General features: G+C 45.3%; 21 protein-coding genes. 15 read left to right on the plus strand and 6 right to left on the minus strand.

The genetic code is table 11. The annotated features are described in order from the left end of the window. Positions 1–18 precede the first annotated feature (18 nt). Genes ICN21_RS09700 through ICN21_RS09740 form a run of 9 tightly spaced genes read left to right on the plus strand, consistent with a single transcriptional unit; the run spans position 19 to position 9,042 of the window. Complete coding sequence (locus ICN21_RS09700; RefSeq protein ID WP_216178257.1) at positions 19–1,146, plus strand: RIP metalloprotease; 1,128 nt, start codon at positions 19–21, stop codon at positions 1,144–1,146. Next, positions 1,143–3,491: an outer membrane protein assembly factor BamA gene (bamA, locus tag ICN21_RS09705; RefSeq protein ID WP_216178258.1), complete on the plus strand. Its 2,349-nt coding sequence runs from the start codon at positions 1,143–1,145 to the stop codon at positions 3,489–3,491. The genes ICN21_RS09700 and bamA overlap by 4 nt, the downstream gene beginning before the upstream one ends. 18 nt (positions 3,492–3,509) lie before the next feature. Continuing rightward, entirely contained in the window at positions 3,510–4,037 is a 528-nt protein-coding gene (locus ICN21_RS09710) for an OmpH family outer membrane protein (RefSeq protein WP_216178259.1), read from the plus strand. Positions 4,038–4,042: 5 nt separating this feature from the next. After that, positions 4,043–5,110 (plus strand): UDP-3-O-(3-hydroxymyristoyl)glucosamine N-acyltransferase, encoded by a 1,068-nt coding sequence (gene lpxD, locus ICN21_RS09715; protein ID WP_216178260.1) that lies wholly within the window; start codon positions 4,043–4,045, stop codon positions 5,108–5,110. 45 nt (positions 5,111–5,155) lie between these two features. Next, entirely contained in the window at positions 5,156–5,605 is a 450-nt protein-coding gene (gene fabZ / locus ICN21_RS09720) for a 3-hydroxyacyl-ACP dehydratase FabZ (RefSeq protein WP_215296536.1), read from the plus strand. Continuing rightward, on the plus strand, positions 5,605–6,402 hold the full coding sequence (gene lpxA, locus ICN21_RS09725) for an acyl-ACP--UDP-N-acetylglucosamine O-acyltransferase (RefSeq protein WP_216178289.1): 798 nt from the start codon (positions 5,605–5,607) through the stop codon (positions 6,400–6,402). The genes fabZ and lpxA overlap by 1 nt, the downstream gene beginning before the upstream one ends. Further along, positions 6,362–7,621: a lipid-A-disaccharide synthase gene (lpxB, locus tag ICN21_RS09730; RefSeq protein ID WP_216178261.1), complete on the plus strand. Its 1,260-nt coding sequence runs from the start codon at positions 6,362–6,364 to the stop codon at positions 7,619–7,621. Before lpxA ends, lpxB begins: the two co-directional genes overlap by 41 nt. Then, complete coding sequence (gene rnhB / locus ICN21_RS09735; protein WP_216178262.1) at positions 7,618–8,211, plus strand: ribonuclease HII; 594 nt, start codon at positions 7,618–7,620, stop codon at positions 8,209–8,211. The genes lpxB and rnhB overlap by 4 nt, the downstream gene beginning before the upstream one ends. A 6-nt stretch (positions 8,212–8,217) precedes the next feature. Then, positions 8,218–9,042 carry an RNA methyltransferase gene (locus ICN21_RS09740; protein ID WP_216178263.1) on the plus strand — a complete coding sequence of 275 codons (825 nt, stop codon included), beginning with the start codon at positions 8,218–8,220 and terminating at the stop codon, positions 9,040–9,042. An 11-nt stretch (positions 9,043–9,053) separates the two neighbouring features. On the opposite strand, the gene ICN21_RS09745 is transcribed toward ICN21_RS09740, so the two are convergent. Further along, positions 9,054–9,881 (minus strand): pyruvate, water dikinase regulatory protein, encoded by an 828-nt coding sequence (locus ICN21_RS09745; RefSeq protein WP_215319867.1) that lies wholly within the window; start codon positions 9,879–9,881, stop codon positions 9,054–9,056. A 107-nt stretch (positions 9,882–9,988) separates the two neighbouring features. On the opposite strand from ICN21_RS09745, the gene ppsA reads away from it, so the two are divergent. The 4 genes from ppsA (at position 9,989) to ICN21_RS09765 (ending at position 15,089) form a co-directional block, all read left to right on the plus strand. Next, positions 9,989–12,385, plus strand: a complete 2,397-nt coding sequence (ppsA, locus tag ICN21_RS09750) for a phosphoenolpyruvate synthase (protein WP_255534287.1) — start codon at positions 9,989–9,991, stop codon at positions 12,383–12,385. Between the two features lie 129 nt (positions 12,386–12,514). Beyond that, a complete protein-coding gene (locus tag ICN21_RS09755) occupies positions 12,515–13,708 on the plus strand; it encodes a CaiB/BaiF CoA-transferase family protein (protein WP_216178264.1) in 1,194 nt (397 codons plus the stop codon). Between the two features lie 36 nt (positions 13,709–13,744). Further along, complete coding sequence (locus ICN21_RS09760; RefSeq protein ID WP_216178265.1) at positions 13,745–14,674, plus strand: hydroxymethylglutaryl-CoA lyase; 930 nt, start codon at positions 13,745–13,747, stop codon at positions 14,672–14,674. Between the two features lie 16 nt (positions 14,675–14,690). Beyond that, positions 14,691–15,089, plus strand: a complete 399-nt coding sequence (locus ICN21_RS09765; RefSeq protein ID WP_215296542.1) for a VOC family protein — start codon at positions 14,691–14,693, stop codon at positions 15,087–15,089. A gap of 10 nt (positions 15,090–15,099) precedes the next feature. Here ICN21_RS09765 and ICN21_RS09770 read toward each other — a convergent pair whose 3' ends face one another. From ICN21_RS09770 to smpB, 5 genes are all read right to left on the minus strand, one after another. Continuing rightward, complete coding sequence (locus tag ICN21_RS09770; protein WP_216178266.1) at positions 15,100–15,987, minus strand: peptidase; 888 nt, start codon at positions 15,985–15,987, stop codon at positions 15,100–15,102. Positions 15,988–16,043: 56 nt separating this feature from the next. After that, positions 16,044–16,841, minus strand: a complete 798-nt coding sequence (locus ICN21_RS09775; RefSeq protein WP_216178267.1) for a transglutaminase family protein — start codon at positions 16,839–16,841, stop codon at positions 16,044–16,046. Positions 16,842–16,858: 17 nt separating this feature from the next. Continuing rightward, complete coding sequence (locus ICN21_RS09780) at positions 16,859–17,836, minus strand: alpha-E domain-containing protein (protein WP_216178268.1); 978 nt, start codon at positions 17,834–17,836, stop codon at positions 16,859–16,861. A gap of 15 nt (positions 17,837–17,851) precedes the next feature. Continuing rightward, positions 17,852–19,264: a circularly permuted type 2 ATP-grasp protein gene (locus ICN21_RS09785; protein WP_215296546.1), complete on the minus strand. Its 1,413-nt coding sequence runs from the start codon at positions 19,262–19,264 to the stop codon at positions 17,852–17,854. 132 nt (positions 19,265–19,396) lie between these two features. Next, complete coding sequence (smpB, locus tag ICN21_RS09790; RefSeq protein WP_071465370.1) at positions 19,397–19,849, minus strand: SsrA-binding protein SmpB; 453 nt, start codon at positions 19,847–19,849, stop codon at positions 19,397–19,399. Between the two features lie 25 nt (positions 19,850–19,874). Between smpB and ICN21_RS09795 the strand changes: the two genes are divergently transcribed. Next, positions 19,875–20,306: a type II toxin-antitoxin system RatA family toxin gene (locus ICN21_RS09795; protein WP_215296547.1), complete on the plus strand. Its 432-nt coding sequence runs from the start codon at positions 19,875–19,877 to the stop codon at positions 20,304–20,306. After that, positions 20,299–20,649, plus strand: a complete 351-nt coding sequence (locus ICN21_RS09800; RefSeq protein WP_216178269.1) for an RnfH family protein — start codon at positions 20,299–20,301, stop codon at positions 20,647–20,649. Before ICN21_RS09795 ends, ICN21_RS09800 begins: the two co-directional genes overlap by 8 nt. The last annotated feature ends 26 nt before the right edge of the window (positions 20,650–20,675 follow it).

The following is a 20,675-nucleotide window of genomic DNA, read 5'->3' on the forward strand; positions in this document are numbered from 1 at the left end:
GGTGATTAAGGATTTTCTTTGCAAGCATTAATTACCCTTGGTGCATTTTTGCTGACTCTTGGTGTATTGGTGAGCTTTCATGAGTTTGGTCATTTTTTAGCAGCCCGTGCATGCGGCGTAAAAGTCCTGCGCTTTGCAGTCGGTTTCGGAAAACCACTCTTCACTTATCACGCAAAAAACAAAACTGAATGGGTGCTTGCTTCAATACCTTTAGGTGGCTACGTCAAATTATTAGATGGTCGAGATCGTTCTCAAGATATTGCGGTGGAGGATGAGATGCAGGCTTTTGATCAAAAGCCTCTTTGGCAGCGCTCTATGATTGTGGCGGCAGGACCATTTGCAAATTTCTTCTTAGCGGTTGCACTATTTTCCGTCATCTATATTTCTGGTGTGCCACAACTTCCAGCTGTCTTACAAAGCCCCCCAGAAAATTCAGTTGCTGCAAAATTCGGTGTAACTGCGGGAGACAGAGTAACTGGATGGCAGACTCTCGATTCGGGTGCTGCGCCCATTTCTGGGGAATTTGACTCCATTCCAAGTTGGAACGCTTTGCGCTGGAATCTCATGGATGCTCTAACCGGAGAGTCTGGGTTCGCACTGGAGCTGCAGGATTCAGGTGGCAGCCGCTTTATCAAAGCTATTAAGGCTGATGATTTGCCAAAGATCACCCCGGAAGGTGATCCCATGAAAAGTCTGGGCTTAATGCCTCAGGCTACTCCTTTGGCTCAATGGGATGAGCTCAAATTGAACCCCCTTCAAGCCTTGGGATTTGCAAGCCAGCGAGTTTGGTTAATCAGCAAGGTATCTCTCAGGCTTATGGCGGGAATGTTTACCGGTCAAACCTCCATCAAGCAGTTGGGAGGCCCCTTAAGTATTGCTGACATGGCTGGTAAGTCTGCCCAGATTGGCTGGCAACCCTTTTTGGCATTTTTGGCATTAATTAGCATCAGTATTGGGCTCCTCAATTTACTCCCTTTTCCCATGCTTGACGGGGGTCAGCTCCTGTATGATGCATGGGAGTTAGTCGCTGGAAAACGGATTTCGATTTCGATGCAGGAACAGTTCCAAAAAGTGGGCTTTCTGTTGCTGATTTCGTTATCCTTACTGGCTTTTTTTAACGATTTACAACGCTATTTGTCGCCTTGAATTTTCTAACACTATCCCATTCTCTTTTTGGTCGTTTTTTAGCGAGATTGCTACTGATTGTTGCTATTGGTTTTAGCCTCAACGCAGTAGCTGCAGATTCTTTCGTTGTGAAAGATATTCGGGTTGAAGGATTGCAGCGCGTAGAACCTGGCACAGTATTTAGTTATTTATCTGTTCAGGTTGGTGAAACATTTACTGAAGAAAAGGGCGCGGAAGCAATTAAAGCCCTATATAGCACTGGATTTTTTAGAGATGTACAAATTCAGGCTCAGGGCGATGTGCTGATTGTGATTGTTGAGGAGCGCCCAACGATTTCTCGAATTGAATTTACGGGAATGAAAGAGTTTGATCAAGAAATTGTTCGCAAATCTTTAAAGACCGTAGGTGTTGCTGAAGCGCGTTTTTATGATAAAGCTTTAATTGATAAAGCTGAGCAAGAATTAAAGCGACAATATGTGGGCAAAGGCATGTTTGCGGCTGAAGTAGTTGCCACTGTTACTCCTGTTGAGCGTAATCAGGTTGCCGTTTATTTCAATATTGACGAAGGCCCTGTTGCCAAAATCCAAGAGATTAATTTTATTGGTACTGAGGCTTTCAGCGAAAATACTCTAAAAGGTGAAATGCAACTAAAGACGGGTGGATGGCTCTCTTGGTACAGTAAAGATAACCTCTACTCCAAGCAAAAGCTTACCGCTGATTTGGAAACCATACGTTCATATTATTTAAATCGTGGTTACCTTGAGTTTGTGATTGAGTCTACTCAGGTTTCGATTACGCCCGATAAAAAAGGAATTTACTTAACCGTCAGCATTCGCGAGGGTAAGAAATTTACCGTTAAGGACGTTCGTCTGGCTGGCGAGTTGTTGGGTAAAGAGGCTGAGTTTAAACAGTTGATTGTATTAAAGCCGGGCGATACTTTTTCATCTGCTCGTTTAACGGAAAGTACAAAGGCTATCGCGGAAGTGTTAGGGTCGTATGGATATGCGTTTGCAACCATCAATCCGCAACCAGACTTGCGCCGAGAGTTATCAGAGGTCGATCTCACTTTAGTTATAGATCCAGGTCGCCGTATTTATGTTCGCAAAGTAGAAATTTCTGGAAATGCAAAAACTCGCGACATGGTAATCCGCCGCGAGATACGTCAATTCGAAAGCTCTTGGTTTGATAGCGACAAAATTGATTTATCCAAAAAGCGTTTGGGTAGGCTGGGGTATTTTACGGAGACAGATATAACCACTGAAGATGTTCCGGGATCACCTGATCAGGTAGATGTCAATGTGAAGGTCACTGAAAAACCAACTGGTGCAGTAACGATTGGTGCGGGCTTTTCTTCAACTGAAAAACTGATTTTGTCTGCCGGTATTAATCAAGATAATGCATTTGGTACTGGCACCTCTGTAGGCTTGAACATGTCCGTTGGCAAAATTAATCAAAACTTGACTTTGTCAAATTATGATCCTTTCTTTACCGAGGATGGCATTAGTCGTTACACAGATTTGTACTATCGCTCATCTAAGCCTTTGTACTATGTAGGGGATCCTGCTTACCAAATCAAATCTGTTGGCTCCAACATTAAGTTTGGCATACCTTATACAGAAGTGGACCGTGTATTTTTTGGGACTGGTTTAGAGGCGTTTCAAATTCAAACTACTATTAATACACCTACACCTTATCTAAATTATGCAAAAAGCTACGGTATTCCTGCTCCTGGTTACCCGGGAACTTTGACTACGTACAACATACCGCTTACCGTAGGTTGGGCTCGTGATGGGCGCGATAGCGCCTTGATTCCTTCTACTGGCTCTTTGGAACAATTATCTGCGGAGGTTGGCACCCCAGCGGGTAATATGACTTTTTACCGCCTATATGGGCAATATCAAAAGTTCCACTCATTTTCCAAAGGTAATATTATTTCCTTTAATGGAGAGGTGGGTTATGGTGAGGCGTATGGAAATAATCCATTTCCTATTACTAAAAATTACTATGTTGGTGGCATTGGCTCTGTGCGTGGGTATGCTCCTGGTTCTTTGGGTCCCCAGTATTACAATTCAACATATGGTGTTTATCAGCCCACTGGCGGACAGTCAAAGATTGTAAGCAATGTGGAATATACCGTGCCGGTCCCAGGATCTGGGATAGACAAGACACTGAGAGTCTTTACTTTCGTGGATGGCGGTAATGCATATGGGCAAAATATTGATCTGGTCTTAAGATATTCTTATGGTTTAGGTTTATCATGGATATCACCGCTTGGACCACTTAAGTTTAGCTACGGTATCCCTTATAAAACTGTGCCTACAGATAATATACAGCGTTTACAGTTCCAAGTGGGTACAGCGTTTTAATTGTTTAAGGAAAGTTTTATGAAGCTTTATCAATTTTCTAAATGTATTCAAGTTGGCCTAGCCTTTGGAATAATTTTATTTGGAAATCAGCATGCTTATGCACAAGATTCAGGAACTCGAGTTGCCGTTGTGAACTCAGAAAAAGTATTTAATGAGTCTAATCTAGCGAAAGCAATGCAAACTCGTCTGCAAAACGAATTTACTAAGCGTCAGAATGAATTGCGTGATAGCGCACAAAAAATTCAGACGGCTGCTGAAAAGCTTGACCGAGATGGTGCGGTTATGAATGAAGCTGAGCGCGTTCGTCGTCAGCGTGAATTAGCTGACCAAGATCGTGAGTTGCAGCGTAAACAACGTGAATTTACCGAAGATCTCAACCAGCGTACATTTGAAGAGCGTGCAAAAATTGCTGAAAAGGCAAACGCAGTTCTGCGTCAAATTGCCGAGCAAAGAAAATTAGATGTCATTGTTCAGGAAGCAGCTTTTGTAAGTCCAAAAGCTGATATCACCGATGATGTCATCAAGGCTTTAAATAGCCAGAAGTAAGTTTTATGCCTACCGCCATTGAGCTGGCCGATCAGTTTCAAGCAAGCTTGGTGGGGGAGGCCTCCAGCGAATTTATCGGCCTCGCTCCACTAGAGTTCGCCCAAAAAAATCAAATATCGTTTCTGTCAAACTCGCTCTATCGACAACAGGCTTCTGATAGTAGAGCCGGTGCTCTCATTGTTAGTAAAGCAGATTTAGATTTTCTAAATGCAAATCCTGGCGAAAATACTTCACAGCGTGCGTACTTTGTTTCTAAGAACCCCTACGCCACCTTTGCTAGGATGGCTCAATTTTTTGCAAAACAAAGTTCGCCGACTTATATTCCAGGCATTCACCCAAGTGCGGCGATGGATCCAGAAGCCCATATTCCAAGCTCGTGCCATATTGGCCCTTTTGTGAAAATTGAGGCTGGCGTAAAACTGGGAGAACGTGTTTCTATCTTGGGCAATACAACGATTTCTAGAAATAGTGTCATCGATAGCGATACTCTGATTTACCCGTCTGTATCGATTTATCAAGGCACTCAAATTGGGGAGCGTTGCATTATTCATAGCGGTGCCGTGATTGGTGCTGATGGTTTTGGATTTGCGCCCGACTTCTCTGCTGCTGGTGGAGAGTGGGTCAAAATTCCCCAAATAGGTAAGGTAGTGATTGGTGATGATGTTGAAATTGGCGCCTCTACTACGATTGATCGCGGCGCGATGAGCGATACCGTGATTGGTTCGGGTACCAAGATTGATAACCAAGTGCAGATTGCGCATAACGTTGTTGTGGGCAGTTGTTGTGTTATTGCTGGTTGTGCTGCTATCTCCGGCAGTACAAAAATAGGTAATTTCTGTATCATCGGAGGGGCAGCGAATTTTGCTGGTCACCTCACTATTGCCGATAGGACAACAGTCTCTGGTAATACCTCGATTATTCGTTCAATTACTGAACCAGGACAGCATTTCACAGGGGTTTACCCCTCGATGCTGCATAGCGCTTGGGAGAAAAACGCTGCAATCTTGCGTGGTCTAGATAAAATACGTCAACGCTTGCGTTTATTAGATAAAAATAAGAATTCTGAGTCTTAGGACTTTTTAGTAGATCAATTTCATTCACTTCTTAGTAGGTCATTTATGAGCACACCAATTGCGATCGATATCCATAAGATTCTCCAGTTGTTGCCACATCGCTATCCATTCTTATTGGTAGACCGTGTCTTAGAAATCACTCCACGCGAGACAATCACTGCATTGAAGAATGTGACCATGAATGAACCTTTCTTTCAAGGACACTTTCCAGATTTTCCGGTAATGCCAGGCGTGCTGATTATCGAAGCGCTAGCTCAAACAGCCGCCTTGCTAACCTTTTCTGAAGAGCGTGCTGAAGACGCAGTCTATTACTTTGCTGGTATTGATGGCGCTCGCTTTAAAAAGCCAGTATTACCAGGAGATCAACTCATCATGACTGCAAAGTTGGAACGCGGTCGTGCTGGTATTTATAAGTTTGCAGTCCAGGCAACCGTAGACGGTGAGATAGCTGCTGAGGCCAATATCACCTGTGCGGTTCGTTCGAAAGGCGCATGATGACCCAGATTCATGCATCTGCTGTAGTGGACAGCAAAGCAGAGGTTGCCAGTGATGTCGAAATTGGTCCCTATTCTGTGATTGGTCCTCACGTCAAAATTGGCTCAGGTACCAAGATTGGATCGCATACTGTGATCGAGGGTCACACCACGATTGGCAAAGATAATAACTTTGCTCACTTTACTGCTATTGGTGGACCTCCTCAAGATATGAAATATCGTGGGGAGCCGACTCAACTCATGATTGGTGATCGCAATACGATTCGTGAATTCACTACCATTCATACAGGTACTTCTCAGGATGAAGGTATTACCCGTATAGGTAATGACAACTGGATCATGGCTTATGTCCACATTGCGCATGACTGCCAAGTCGGCAATCACACCATTTTCTCGAGTAATGCGCAAATTGCAGGTCATGTGCATGTGCATGATTGGGCCATTATGGGTGGCATGTCTGGTGTCCATCAATTTGTGCGCATTGGGCAACATGCGATGTTGGGTGGTGCTTCAGCACTGGTGCAGGATATTCCGCCATTTGTAATTGCAGCTGGCGATAAAGCCTCACCTCATGGCATTAACGTAGAGGGCTTAAAGCGTCGCGGTTTTTCCAGTGAAACGATTTCTGCATTGCGTCAGGCTTATAAGGTTCTCTACAAAGATGGTCTCAGTTTTGAAGATGCTAAAGTAGAAATTCAGAAAATGATTTCTGCAAGTGCGGCTGATGCAGCTACTGTAGAAAAGCTGACAGAGTTCCATGACTTTATTGCCGCCTCTACTCGCGGCATTATTCGGTAACGATAGGAATACTTTGCCAAAGTTAGCTTGTGTAGCTGGCGAACCCTCTGGTGATTTACTCGCTGCGCCAGTTCTGAGTGCATTGAATCAAATTCCGGACATGGCTGGTCTAGAGGTATATGGCATTGGTGGACCACGTATGCAAGCTGAAGGTATGCGATCAGAATGGCCCATGGAAACCTTAAGTGTGCGTGGCTATGTTGAGGCTATTAAACAACTTCCGGCTATTCTGAAACTTCGTAAAGAACTGATTAACCATCTATTGGGTGAGGGTCGTCCTGACGTCTACTTGGGGATTGATGCGCCTGACTTTAACTTAGGGGTTGAGCTGCAATTGCGTAAAGCCGGTATTCCGACCTTGCATCTAGTTTCTCCCTCTATTTGGGCATGGAGAGCTGGGCGTATTAATAAGATTGCACAAGCAGTTGACCGTATGCTCTGCATTTTCCCTTTTGAAGCTGAAATCTATGATCGTGCAGGTATAGCGTCTACTTATGTTGGACATCCATTAGCCAGTGAAATTCCTTTGACTCCAGATGTTCCTCAGGCCCGCAAAAAAATCATTGAGTCTTTAAGACTATCAACAACTGCACTGGATGGAATGGTCGTTGCAGTATTGCCTGGAAGTCGTGACTCTGAAATTGAGCTGATTGCTCCCGTCTTTTTTGAAACGATGCAATTATTGGCTGAACGTTTCAAGGGTCAAAAAATCCATTTTTTAATTCCAGTGGCAACGCCGCGATTGCATCATCCACTAGAGCAGCTATTGCTGAAAACGAAGAATATCAATCCTGACATTCAGATTCATTTACTTGATGGGATGGCAGATGAGGTTTTGGAAGCCTCTGACGTAGTCCTCATAGCTAGTGGTACCGCTACCCTGCAGACTGCCTTATGGAAAAAGCCGATGGTGATTTCTTATAAGGTACCTTGGCTCACGGCCCAGATTATGAAGCGTCAGGGTTATCTGCCTTATGTAGGTTTACCTAATATTTTGTGCGGTGAATTTGTAGTGCCAGAGTTATTGCAAGATGATGCCACTCCTCAAAAGTTAGCTAATGCATTGCAAGAATGGCTAGATCATCCTAATCAGGTCGCAGAGTTAAAAGCACGCTTTGCGCAGATGCATGAAACACTGCGCCGACCAACGGGCTTGGTTGTTGCTCAAGCAGTTGTACAAACCATTACTAATAGTCGCAAGAGCCAGGTGGCTCAATGAGTATTGTGTGGATCTGTGGCGTAGATGAAGCAGGGCGAGGCCCGCTTGTTGGTGCTGTTGTTGCGGGTGCAGTCGTGCTAGATCCCCATAATCCTATCAATGGTCTTAAGGATTCAAAAAAACTGACTGCGGCACGCCGTGAGTTTTTGTATCAACAAATCATGGAAAAAGCTAAGGCCTGGGGGATAGGCGAAGCTAGCCCTGCAGAAATTGATGAGATCAACATTTTGCAAGCAACTATGTTGGCGATGCGACGGGCTGTTGAGGATTTGAGCTCACGTTTAGGACAGTGGCCTGATAAGGCTTTAATCGATGGCAATCGCTGTCCGGAGCTACCCATTGCTGCAGAAGCCATTATTAAAGGGGATGCTAAAGAGCCAGCAATATCAGCGGCCTCTATCTTGGCTAAAGTGACTCGTGACCGTCAGATGCAAATCTTGCATGAGCGTCACCCAGAATATGGTTTTGCTCAGCATATGGGTTATCCAACCGAGGCTCATTTTGCTGCGTTAAAGCAGTATGGCGCTTGTGAGCAGCACCGTAGAAGTTTTTCTCCAGTCAGAAAAGTACTCGAGATGAATGCAAGCTAACTCTATATGAATTTTGATCTCATCACTTCTAAAGAGAATCCGCTTTTCAAAGAGATTCGTCTTTTGCAGGCCGCTGGATCAAAGGGGCAGAAGACTAGAATCGCCAGAGGTCAAGTCTTATTAGAAGGCATTCATTTGGTTCAGACTTGGGTGGGAGACTCATCCTTAAAGATCTTACTTACCTCGGAAGTGGGTTTACAAAATCCCGAAATTTCTGAAGCGGTCTACTCTCATATTGAAATCTGTCCCGATACAAAAGTTTTCCAGTTGGATAGCGCTCTCTGGGATTTGCTGAGTGAGTTAGTCAATGCACCTCATATTGCAGGCTTGCTTGATATTCCTCAATCTTGCTTAACGTCCCCACAGTCAATTAGCACATTAGCTGGCGATGTCCTGATATTAGATCGTATACAAGATGCTGGTAATGTTGGCTCGATCTTACGTACTGCAGCAGCAGCGGGCTTTACTCAGGTAATTGCTTTATCGGGATGCGCCCATTTATGGTCAAGCAAAGTCTTGCGTGCGGGCATGGGCGCTCATCGCTTGTTAGATCTTTATGAGGGCTGGTCCAATCAACAAGTATTGAGTGCTGTCACCGCCCCTATGCTTGCTGCTATAGCAGATGCAGAATACGAACTCTTTGCGCTACAAAAAGAATTACAGCATCCTGTTGCTTGGGTGATGGGTAGCGAAGGTCAGGGTGTGTCTGAAGATTTTTTAGCACAAGCAAAAGGCGTTGCTATACCAATCGACCCGCGAGTGGAGTCCTTAAATGTTTCTACCGCCGCTGCCGTTTGCCTGTTTGAAACAATGCGTGTTAGGCGTAGTTAAGTTAAACCAAGCTACCCTAAAATCGTTTTATCAGACTTCATGGCTTGCAAGACAGTGGTAGCTATCTCTTCGATAGATTTGCTAGTAGTCATCACCCATGGAATGGATTGCTTCTTCATCATCGCGGTCGCCTCGTTAATTTCATAACGACAATTTTCTAGTTTTGCGTAGTTACTACCAGGACGGCGCTCATTGCGTATCTCTGAGAGGCGTTCAGCATCAATCATCAGGCCAAAAATCTTCTGGCGATAAGGCACTAAATCCTTTGGCAGTTGCCCCCGTTCAAAATCTTCCGGAATCAGAGGGTAATTGGCTGCCTTCAATCCATACTGCATGGCTAGATAGAGACTGGTTGGGGTTTTACCGACTCGGGAGATGCCAATCAAAATGACGTCGGCTTCGACCAAGTTCTGGTTTGATTGCCCATCATCATGTGCTAACGAATAGTTAATGGCCTCAATACGGTTCTTATAGGCTTCGGTATCCGCATTGTGGTGCAAGCGGTTCATGGCATGCGTAGATTTCATACCTAAGGCGGCTTCAAGTGGTGCCACGAAGGTCTGGAACATATCCAAAATGAGGCCATTGGCTTTGCTGACAATGCTATTGAGTTCAGCATTCACCAAGGTGGTGAAAACAATCGGCTGGACACCATATTTACTAGCCGCTTGATTGATGCTGTTGACTGCATCATGGGCCTTATCTACGCTGTCTACAAAAGGCACCCGAACCTGCTTAAAAGTGGCCTCAAATTGGGCCAAAATCGATTGGCTGAAGTTCTCGGCGGTGATGCCGGTTCCATCAGAAACAATAAAAACAATACGGGTTTCGGTAGACATGGATTTGGCCTAAAAGTGGGGGGTCAGCACTACAATAGCGTCATATTAGAGTAAGTCGCATTTTAGGCGACAGCTAGACCGCTTTCCTTATCTTTAGAGAGTATTTTATGTCCAACCAACAGCAGCAAAATAGCAGTATGGCAGATGCCTATGTCTTGCCTTTTGAGCAACTTCGCATGACAGATGTTGAGTCAGTCGGCGGTAAGAATGCCTCCTTAGGCGAAATGATCTCACAACTGGCCTCAACTGGAGTGCGTGTTCCAACAGGTTTTGCCACTACCGCATTAGCATTCCGCGATTTTCTAAAACATAACAACCTCACCGAGCGTATTCAAAAGCGCTTAGAGAATCTCAATATTGATGATGTCCGCGCCTTAGCAGAAGCTGGCGCTGAAATCCGCAATTGGATTGAGACCGCGCCATTTCAGCCTAAGCTGGAAGAAGAGATTCGTAAAGCATTCGCAGTTCTCGATGACTCTGGCAAAGGTTCGTTTGCAGTGCGCTCTTCTGCTACTGCCGAAGACTTGCCTGATGCCTCTTTTGCAGGTCAGCAAGAAACTTTCTTGAACGTCGAGGGTATTGATGATGTTCTCAAAAAAATCCGCGAAGTATTTGCCTCCCTATACAACGATCGTGCCATTTCTTACCGTGTACACAAAGGCTTTGCCCATGCGGAAGTAGCCTTGTCTGCTGGTATTCAGCGGATGGTGCGCTCTGACCTAGGCGCTGCTGGTGTGATGTTTACCTTAGATACTGAGTCTGGTTTTGAGGATGTCGTCTTTATTACCTCTAGCTATGGTTTAGGTGAGACTGTGGTGCAGGGTGCAGTGAATCCAGATGAGTTCTATGTATTTAAGACAACCTTGGCGCAAAACAAAAAAGCGATCATTCGTCGCTCTTTAGGTTCAAAGTTAATTCAGATGCAATTTGCCCCTAAAGGTTCTGCTGAGAAGGTGCAAACAGTAGACGTCACCCCAGAAAAACGCAATCGCTTTTCTTTGGAAGATGCTGACATTACTGAGTTGGCAAAGTACGCCGTCATTATTGAAAAACACTACGGTCGTCCTATGGATATCGAGTGGGGCAAAGATGGACAAGATGGCCGTATCTATATTTTGCAAGCTCGCCCTGAGACCGTGAAGAGTCAAGCAGCTGGCCAGGTAGAGATGCGCTACAAGCTTAAAGGCAGCTCAAAGGTATTAGCAAAAGGCCGCGCCATTGGTCAGAAGATTGGTGCCGGTCCAGTGCGTATTATTCGCGACCCTAGCGAGATGGATCGGGTTCAGCCCGGCGATGTATTGGTTGCTGATATGACAGACCCTAACTGGGAGCCAGTCATGAAGCGTGCTGCTGCGATTGTGACCAATCGTGGTGGTCGTACCTGTCACGCTGCGATTATTGCGCGTGAGTTGGGTGTCCCTGCAGTAGTCGGTTGTGGTGATGCGACTGAGCAATTACAAGACGGCATGATGGTTACCGTCTCTTGCGCTGAGGGTGATGAAGGTCATATCTATGATGGCTTGATCGAAACCGAAGTCTCTGAAATATCTCGTGGTGTATTACCAGAGATTCCGGTGAAGATCACTATGAACATTGGTAATCCTCAGTTGGCATTTGATTTCTGTCAAATCCCCAATGCGGGCGTTGGTCTTGCGCGTCTCGAGTTCATCATCAATAACTATATTGGCGTGCATCCCCGTGCAGTTCTTGAGTATCCTAATATCGATCCGGATCTTAAGCGTGCTGTAGAAAGTGTTGCTCGTGGTTATGCAAGTCCACGTCAGTTCTATGAGGATAAATTGGTTGAAGGTGTGGCAACCATTGCAGCCGCTTTCTATCCAAAGCCTGTCATCGTCCGTTTATCTGACTTCAAATCCAATGAGTACAAGAAGTTGATTGGCGGTTCACGCTATGAGCCTGATGAAGAAAATCCAATGCTCGGCTTCCGCGGCGCATCACGTTATGTCTCTGAAGACTTTGGCGAAGCATTTGCTCTAGAGTGCGCAGCAATGAAGCGTGTGCGCGAAGAGATGGGTCTTGATAACGTCGAGATCATGGTGCCATTTGTGCGTACCATTAATCAGGCTAAACGCGTGATTGATATGATGGAGAAGTTTGGTCTCAAAAGGGGAGTCAATGGTTTGCGCCTGATTATGATGTGTGAGATTCCATCCAATGCGATTCTGGCAGATCAATTCCTTGAATATTTTGATGGCTTCTCAATTGGTTCAAACGATATGACTCAGTTAACACTTGGGCTGGATCGTGACTCCGGTATGGAGCTGCTCGCGATTGACTTCGATGAGCGTGATCCAGCGGTGGAATTTATGATCGCCCGTTCAATCGATGCTTGCCGCAAGCAAAATAAATACGTTGGTATTTGCGGTCAAGGGCCTTCAGACCATCCAGACTTTGCCCGTTGGCTGGTAGAGAAAGGTATCACCTCCATCTCACTGAACCCAGATAGCGTAGTAGAGACCTGGGAAATGTTGGGTAAGAAATAGGGGTAAATTTAGGCCCAAAACTACAATAAGGCGCAATTGAGTTGCGCCTTATTGTTTTGGTGAGTCTGAGAAGTTGATTGCATAATAAGGGTGCCTTAACCTTATTTTGGAGTTATAGAGGGTTGTCTTATGGAGCCGTTATCGGGTTTAAAAGTGATTGAGATGGGTCAGCTGATTGCTGGGCCATTTGCTGCTAAAACATTGGCTGACTTCGGCGCTGATGTAGTCAAGATTGAGCCACCCAAACTTGGGGATGCTTTGCGTAAGTGGCGTTTGTTAAAAGATGGCACCTCTATTTGGTGGCAAGTCCAATCTCGTAATAAGCGTTCTCTTTCCTTGGATTTAAAACAGACAGAAGCGCAAGAGATTGTGAGAGCTCTGGTCAAAGAATCTGATGTTCTTATCGAAAATTTTCGTCCTGGTACCTTAGAGGGCTGGGGCCTTGATCCGCAAGATCTTCTTAAAATCAATCCGCGCTTGATTATTCTGCGTATTAGTGGTTATGGCCAGACTGGTCCGTATCGGGATAAGCCTGGCTTTGGTGTCGTTGCAGAAGCCATGGGTGGCTTACGTCATTTAACTGCTGAACCAGGTAGAGTCCCAGTGCGTGTTGGCATTAGCATTGGCGATACCTTGGCCTCTTTGCATGGTGTTATCGGAATTCTGTTGGCACTGCAAGAGCGTCATCAAAGTGGAGAAGGTCAAGTGATTGATATTGCTCTTTACGAAGCCGTCTTTAATTGCATGGAAAGCTTGCTACCTGAATACAGTGCGTTTGGAGAGGTTAGGCAGGCTGCTGGTAGCGCATTGCCTGGGATTGCACCCACTAACGCTTATCTTTGTGGGGACGCTGGCTATGTATTGGTTGCAGGCAATGGCGATAGTATCTTTAAAAGACTCATGAAGTTGATTGGTCGGGATGATTTAGGTAATGATCCGCAATTAGAAAATAATGAAGGTCGAGTTAAGCGGGTTGTAGAGCTTGACCAGGCGATTGGTGAATGGGCCAAAACCTTAACGACTGATAAAGCATTAGAAGCTCTAGATGCTGTAGCAGTGCCTGCCGGCAGAATTTATACCGTCGCCGATATTGCACAAGATCCACACTATAAAGCCCGTGGAAATATTGAAACTATTCAGATGCATGATGGCACTAAGGTTGAGGTTCCAGGAGTCATTCCAAAGCTTTCTCGTACGCCAGGCTCTATCAGAACACTGGCACCAGACATCGGTCAAAATACCGATGAGATATTACGGGGTATTGGATTAAGTGATGCACAAATTGCTTCACTGAAAGAGCGTGGCGTCGCCTTCACTAAATAAATACAAAACAAGCACAGAGAATAAATACAGATAACAATGACTAGAATTTACTTTAATGACGTGGTGACACGCGATGGCTTTCAGATAGAGCCCAACTTCATTCCGACTGATGACAAAGTTCGCTTAATCAATGAGCTCAGTCAATGTGGCTTTGCCAAGATCGAAGTGACTTCATTTACTTCTCCTAAAGCGATTCCAATGCTCAGAGATGCCGAAGAGGTGATGGGCAGAATTAAGAGAGTTCCTAGTGTTGAGTACACAGTGCTCGTGCCCAATCTTCGAGGTGCTGAGCGCGCCTTTGAATCGAAGGCTGACGAATTTAACCTAGTGATGTCTACCTCTGAGACCCACAACCTAGCCAATTTGCGCATGACACGCGAAAAGAGTTTTGCTGGCTTAGCTGAGGTGATCAAATATGTCGATGGTAGAACGCCGATCAACGTTTCTTTATCCACCTCCTTTGGTTGCCCTATGGAGGGTGATGTGCCGCAGAAGGTTGTTGAAGAGTTTGCACAGCGCTTTGCTGATCTTGGTGTCCGTGGCCTCACGATTTGCGATACCACGGGTATGGCCAACCCTGCTCAAGTAATCAGTATGTCGGAGTTGATGCAAAAGCGTTTCCCAGAAACGCAGATCACGATGCATTTTCATAATACGAGAGGTATGGGCTTAGCCAATGTGCTGGCAGCAGTGCAATCAGGTATTACCAGATTTGATGGCTCGCTTGGTGGTCTTGGAGGTTGCCCATATGCACCTGGGGCTAGCGGGAATATATCAAGTGAAGATGCGATTCATATGCTAGATGCGATGGGTTATGACACCGGCATGAATATTCCAAACTTGTTAGCGATCGCTCGGGAGTTGCCTGCTATTGTTGGCCACACTGTTCCTGGACAGGTTGCTAAAGCAGGGCGTACTTGTGATTTGCATCAAGCGCCAGAGTATGTCAAAGAGCTGCGTCAGTAATAGATGTGGAGGGAAGATGATTGATCATTTAGACCATTTAGTTCTGACCACAGCAAACGAAACTGCTTGCATTGACTTCTATACGCGCGTGATGGGGATGACACTCGAATCTTTCATCGGCGGCACTCCGCCAGTTGAGCGTAAGGCTTTTAAATTCGGCAATCAAAAAATTAATTTGCACATCAAAGGCAAAGAGTTCGAGCCTAAAGCCAATATTCCAACTCCAGGAGCATTAGACCTTTGTTTTATTGCTGAGCGATCCTTAGGTGAGGTCATTGCAAAGCTTGAAAAAGAAGCTTGGCCCATTGTTGAAGGTCCTGTGATGCGTACGGGTGCCATTTCAAAAATCCATTCCATATATGTACGCGATCCCGATCTCAATCTCATTGAGATCAGTGAAATCTACTCAGGCTAAAGCTAAAGGATTACGACTTCTTCGTAGGCTTTCCTTTAGCGCTTGAAGTTTTCTTGGAGTTGCTCGTTGGTTTAGCTGAGGATTTCGCCAGTTTTGCTTTTGGTGGTTGATGATTAATAGGTACTGCACCCATTTTCTTGGCGGGCGCTGAGATGGCGCTCGATTTATGGGCACCGCTCCAACTCGGTTCTGATATCGAGTTGAAGGCTGCGCGTAATTTTTCACCCCAGAGCTGATGAATCATTTGGAAGTAGGGGTTTGATTCATCCATCGTTACCAGTTTGCTGGCTTTGAGAGAGTTCTTTTCGTATACCAATAAATCTAGAGGCAAACCAACAGAAATATTGCTATTCAGAGTTGAGTCCATCGAAATCAAGGCACACTTTGTTGCTAAATTAAGCGGAGTAGAAAAATTCAGGACTCTATCAAGAATGGGTTTACCGTATTTGGATTCGCCAATCTGGAAGTAGCAAGTTTCTGGGGTGGCTTCAATAAAATTACCAGCAGAATAAATATTAAAGAGACGCGGCCTCTCTCCTTTGACTTGACCGCCAAAAATGAGGTTGCAGTTGAAGTCAATGCCTGCTTTTTCAAGGGCTATATGATCACGTTCATACACCTGTTTGATGGCATCGCCAATCACTGCCGCTGCATCATGCGTATTTTCAGCAGTCCAAAGATTTTTGCCATTCAGCAGTTGACCTTGCAGGAGTATTTCTTTGACTGCTTGGGTAATTGCAAGATTGCCAGCACTCATTAAGGCAAAGAAACGATCATTGTCCTTTTGGAACAAGGTCATTTTCCTGAATGTACCAATTTGATCTACCCCAGCATTGGTGCGGGTGTCGGATAAAAAGACTAGACCATCTTTGAGGCAAAGCCCAACGCAATATGTCATATACCCATATCCTGTTAATAATGATTTTGGATTATCTCTTAAATATCGATCAGGATTTAGGGTAGCTGCTGAATCGAGATGTTTGCGCTGAGCTCCTCGCCGCCCCCACCGGTACGAACACCTTTGACTGGTGCTGCGGAATAATAGTCGCGACCAATCGCTAGGCGTATATGGCGCGCATCAATCAGGCAGGCGTGGGTAATATCTACGCTGATCCAAATCCCTTTTTCAATATCGCTGCAAAAATCAATCCAAGCATGGCTAGCTAAGTTGGGAGATTCTTCGGCAAAGAAGTAGCCACTGACGTATCTCGCAGGAATCTGCGCAGCCCTGCATAGGCTCAGCATGACATGAGCATGATCTTGGCAAACGCCGGATTTTAGGGCAAAGGATTGGGCAGCAGTAGTGGCAAAGGTCGTTTGACCTGGAACATACCCAATTGCTTGTTGAACCGCAGTAGCCAATTTTAAAACCTCATCCACCGAATTTTTCTTGGGTAGACTTGATGCAAAGTAGCCCAGCATTTCATCTGTGGGTTCAGTGAGATTGGTTTGCTGCAGCAGATAATAAGGGGAGACCGCTTTTGCATCATCCTTAAACTCAAAGGCATCTTGGGTATGAACTTCACCCTCCGCTTCAATCATCATGGACGTATAAGGCGATTCCTGCACAAATACACTATAGAAGTTAGCAAAGGTATCGATAGAGCTTGATGCCTTAATGGGCGTACTGATTTTCCACTTATCGATTTGCTGGCCTGCAGTTGTCGGGGGTGTCAGACGCAGCTCTTGAATGGAATAGCGCACTGGTGTTTCATAGCGATACTCAGTGCGATGACGAATTTTCAGATGCATATATTCTTTACGAAGTCTTAGGCAACAGCCAATGGGATGAGATAAGCGTTGCTAAACTCATCGGCAATATGGTTGATGCGCTCAAGGAAGACTTCAATAAACTCTTCAAGACCTTGTTCAAAGACTTCATCAATGTCTGAGTAATCTAAGCTTGCTTTGAGTTTACCCAGTAAGCGTTCAATTTCTTTAGATTGTTGATTCTTCACTTCAGAAACTAAAGGAATTAATTCATTGACACAGCAAACTAATGAACGTGGCATTTGTTTATTAAAAATCAACAGTTGAGCAACTTGCTTTGGAGTAACTTGATCAGAATAGATCTGACGGTAGATCTCAAATGCAGAGACTGAGCGCAGCAGAGCAGCCCAATGATAAAAATCAAAGAATGCACCATCTGAACTATCATCGGGATTCTTTTGGGTGCTCAATACTTTGAGGGCGGCCTGATCCTCGTACTTGGTTTCTAGAATACGACCAGTATTATCAGCGCGCTCTAGTAGAGTGCCAACGTTAATAAAGTAGAAAGCTTCATTCTTGAGCATCGTGCCGTGCATCACGCCTCTAAAGAGGTGGCAGCGATGTTTTACCCACTCTAATAATCTGCTGGGGTCGGCTTGATGTCTTGCCTCTAAGATGCGTTGGAGCTCAAGCCAGGTAGTATTTTGGGTTTCCCAAACTTCAGAAGTAATTTTGCCGCGAATCACGCGAGCATTTTCACGAGCAGCGTATAAACAAGAAACAATGCTAGAAGGATTGCTGGTTTCATAAATCATGAAATCCAAAACATTCTCACGATTGACGACATCATATTTACTTAAGAAAGCATCTTCTAGCTTAGAGATGGTGAGCAACTTCTTCCAACTTTGCTCTAGAAATTCTGCTGGCTGTGGCAGTAGAGAAGTTTGGTGATTCACATCTAACATGCGAGCAGTATTTTCTGCACGCTCTGTATAACGCGCCATCCAATATAAGCAGTCTGCAGTACGACTTAACATTTTTTGCTATCCCTCTTATTCTTCTAATACCCAGGTATCTTTAGTGCCACCACCTTGGGAGGAGTTCACTACCAAAGAACCTTCTTTGAGGGCGACCCTAGTGAGGCCGCCGGGAACCATCTTGATCGTTTTTCCAGAGAGTACAAAAGGGCGTAAATCAATATGTCTGGGAGCAACACCCGATTCCACAAAGGTCGGGCAAGTAGAAAGTGCCAGCGTAGGTTGAGCAATGTATTTATCTGGATTGGCAATGAGATGGGTTCTAAATGCTTCAATCTCTGCTTTGGTAGAAGCTGGGCCAACTAACATGCCATAGCCACCAGCACCATGAGTCAGTTTGACTACTAACTTTTCCAAGTTGGCTAAGGTGTAAGCCAAATCATCTGTCTTGCGGCACTGGAAGGTAGGCACGTTATTCAGAATGGGTTTTTCACCGAGATAAAACTCAATCATTTCTGGAACGTATGGATAAATTGATTTGTCATCAGCAATACCAGTACCAATAGCGTTAGCTAAAGTGACATTGCCAGCGCGGTACGCAGACAGTAATCCTGCAACCCCAAGGGTCGAATCTGAGCGGAAGGCTAATGGATCTAAGAAGTCATCATCAACGCGCCGATAGATCACATCTACCCGCTCAGGTCCTTGAGTGGTGCGCATGAAGACTTGCTCATTCTTCACAAACAGGTCCTTACCTTCGACGAGTTCTACCCCCATTTGTTGGGCGAGATAGCTATGCTCAAAGTAAGCAGAGTTATACATGCCAGGGGTTAGTAGCACGACATTTGGTTTCTTAACATCATCCGGTTTAACAGACTTGAGGCATTCCAATAAGAGGTCGGGGTAGTGCTCTACGGGAGCAATACGATATTTTTGGAATAGGTCCGGGAAAAGACGCATCATCATCTTGCGATCTTCAACCATATAAGAAACGCCAGAAGGCACGCGCAAGTTATCTTCTAAAACGTAGAACTCACCTTCGCCTGCGCGCACGATATCGATACCCGCAATTTGTGCATAGATATCCCGTGGCACACTGACGTTACGCATCTCTGGGCGATATTGCGCATTATTAAAAATTTGCTCAGCGGGAACGATGCCAGCTTTGATGATGTCTTCATCGTGATAGACGTCATAAATAAAGCGATTGAGTGCTTTGACGCGTTGACGCAAACCTGCCTCAAGCTGATGCCATTCTTTGGCAGTGAAAATTCGGGGGATTTGATCAAAGGGAATGGTTCTTTCAGAACCCAGATCATCTCCGTAGACGGCGAATGTAATGCCCACGCGCCTAAAGATCAGGTCAGCTTCAGCACGCTTAAGACCCATAAGCGTGTCGCTCTGTTGCTTTAACCAGTTATGAAAAACTTGGTAGTGAGGCCGTGCTTTGCCTGCGGCATCCAGCATTTCGTCAAAAGGCAATTTCATAGTTACCAAACTAATGCCTTTAAGAGTTATAAGCTTTGGGGTTTGAAGCAGCTTGGTGCTGTATTGCACTATATAAGTGCATAAAAGCGCGGATATTTGCCTTGAGGCCGTTCTACCCCAGTTTTTGGGCTTTTAAGCGTTTAAATCGCCTCTCGCGATTCGGCCTTTTTGAACTTCCCACTCTCGTTCCTTGGTAGCAGCACGCTTGTCATGTTGCTTTTTACCCCTAGCCAGACCGATTTCGCACTTCACATTGCCTTTGGAAAAGTGCAGATTGAGTGGTACGAGGGTATAACCCTTTTGCTCAACCTTACCGATCAATTTGCGGATCTCAATGGCATTTAGCAGAAGCTTTCGGGTGCGGGTGCTGTCTGGAACGATATGGGTAGAGGCTGATAGCAGGGGGGTAATATGGCAACCAATCAGAAAAAGCTCCGCCTTGCGAATGACGACATAGGCTTCTTTGACGTGCACGCGACCAGCTCGGATGGCTTTTACTTCCCAGCCCTCTAGCACTAGCCCTGCCTCAAAGCGTTCCTCGATAAAATAATCAAAGAAGGCTTTTTTGTTATCGACGATACTCATATTTATTTAGCTTCCAAGATCGATTATGGCAGACGTCTACAAGACCGTTTTAATTGGCCAATCAGCCGACCGAATGTATGGTTTGGTGACCGATGTAGCGCGTTACCCAGAGTTTTTACCTTGGTGTGGTGGGGTAGAAATTTTTGAGCAAACCGAAACCGTTTTGGATGCCAAAATCAATATCAATTTCAAGGGCATTAATCAGTATTTTCATACTCGCAATGTGAACCATCGCCCTGAGACCATTGATATGGTTTTTGTGGATGGGCCATTCAAACATTTTTCAGGGCAGTGGAATTTCATTCCTTTGCGAGAAGATGCTTGTAAGGTGGAATTTAAGCTCCATTGGGAATTTAAGAGCGTGATTCTGGATAAGATCATTGGACCTGTGTTTGGACACATTGCAGGGACATTTGTGGATTGTTTTGTAAAGCGCGCAGAAGAGCTGTATGGCTAATCGCATGATGGAGATCTGGATTTGTGATGCTAGGCAAGGCAATCCGATACTCAGTCCTTTTCAACTGGTTCTCACCCCTACTGAAACCCCGACAGTGGGCTTGGCACTCCTAAAAGCTGGCTTAGTGGTGGATCAAGCAGACCCGGCTTTGGCTAGAAAGGGCTGTTACGGCGTTTTTGGAAAACGTAAGGAGTGGGATAGCCCAATTTATGCCGGAGATCGCTTAGAGCTCTACTCCCCCTTATTAATTGACCCTAAGGCGGTCCGGCGCAAAAAGGCAAACCAGAACCAGGACGCCAAATTCCAGGCAGCGGCAGCCAAAAGGAAGGCTAGGAGGCTATAATCTGTTTTTGCGACTAGGGGTTTTGC

This window comes from Polynucleobacter sp. AP-Feld-500C-C5, from assembly GCF_018882265.1.
In the GTDB taxonomy this organism is placed as follows: Bacteria; Pseudomonadota; Gammaproteobacteria; order Burkholderiales; family Burkholderiaceae; genus Polynucleobacter.

Bases quoted from the DNA above. Each gene is read 5' to 3' on its own strand.
- ICN21_RS09800 (WP_216178269.1), top strand. From the start codon at position 20,299: ATGGCTAATCGCATGATGGAGATCTGGATTTGTGATGCTAGGCAAGGC.
- ppsA (WP_255534287.1), top strand. From the start codon at position 9,989: ATGTCCAACCAACAGCAGCAAAATAGCAGTATGGCAGATGCCTATGTC.
- fabZ (WP_215296536.1), top strand. From the start codon at position 5,156: ATGAGCACACCAATTGCGATCGATATCCATAAGATTCTCCAGTTGTTG.
- ICN21_RS09755 (WP_216178264.1), top strand. From the start codon at position 12,515: ATGGAGCCGTTATCGGGTTTAAAAGTGATTGAGATGGGTCAGCTGATT.
- smpB (WP_071465370.1), bottom strand. From the start codon at position 19,849: ATGAGTATCGTCGATAACAAAAAAGCCTTCTTTGATTATTTTATCGAG.
- lpxB (WP_216178261.1), top strand. From the start codon at position 6,362: ATGACTTTATTGCCGCCTCTACTCGCGGCATTATTCGGTAACGATAGG.
- ICN21_RS09780 (WP_216178268.1), bottom strand. From the start codon at position 17,836: ATGTTAAGTCGTACTGCAGACTGCTTATATTGGATGGCGCGTTATACA.
- ICN21_RS09760 (WP_216178265.1), top strand. From the start codon at position 13,745: ATGACTAGAATTTACTTTAATGACGTGGTGACACGCGATGGCTTTCAG.
- ICN21_RS09795 (WP_215296547.1), top strand. From the start codon at position 19,875: ATGGCAGACGTCTACAAGACCGTTTTAATTGGCCAATCAGCCGACCGA.
- ICN21_RS09765 (WP_215296542.1), top strand. From the start codon at position 14,691: ATGATTGATCATTTAGACCATTTAGTTCTGACCACAGCAAACGAAACT.
- ICN21_RS09770 (WP_216178266.1), bottom strand. From the start codon at position 15,987: ATGACATATTGCGTTGGGCTTTGCCTCAAAGATGGTCTAGTCTTTTTA.
- lpxD (WP_216178260.1), top strand. From the start codon at position 4,043: ATGCCTACCGCCATTGAGCTGGCCGATCAGTTTCAAGCAAGCTTGGTG.
- ICN21_RS09745 (WP_215319867.1), bottom strand. From the start codon at position 9,881: ATGTCTACCGAAACCCGTATTGTTTTTATTGTTTCTGATGGAACCGGC.
- rnhB (WP_216178262.1), top strand. From the start codon at position 7,618: ATGAGTATTGTGTGGATCTGTGGCGTAGATGAAGCAGGGCGAGGCCCG.
- ICN21_RS09710 (WP_216178259.1), top strand. From the start codon at position 3,510: ATGAAGCTTTATCAATTTTCTAAATGTATTCAAGTTGGCCTAGCCTTT.
- lpxA (WP_216178289.1), top strand. From the start codon at position 5,605: ATGACCCAGATTCATGCATCTGCTGTAGTGGACAGCAAAGCAGAGGTT.
- ICN21_RS09785 (WP_215296546.1), bottom strand. From the start codon at position 19,264: ATGAAATTGCCTTTTGACGAAATGCTGGATGCCGCAGGCAAAGCACGG.
- ICN21_RS09740 (WP_216178263.1), top strand. From the start codon at position 8,218: ATGAATTTTGATCTCATCACTTCTAAAGAGAATCCGCTTTTCAAAGAG.
- ICN21_RS09775 (WP_216178267.1), bottom strand. From the start codon at position 16,841: ATGCATCTGAAAATTCGTCATCGCACTGAGTATCGCTATGAAACACCA.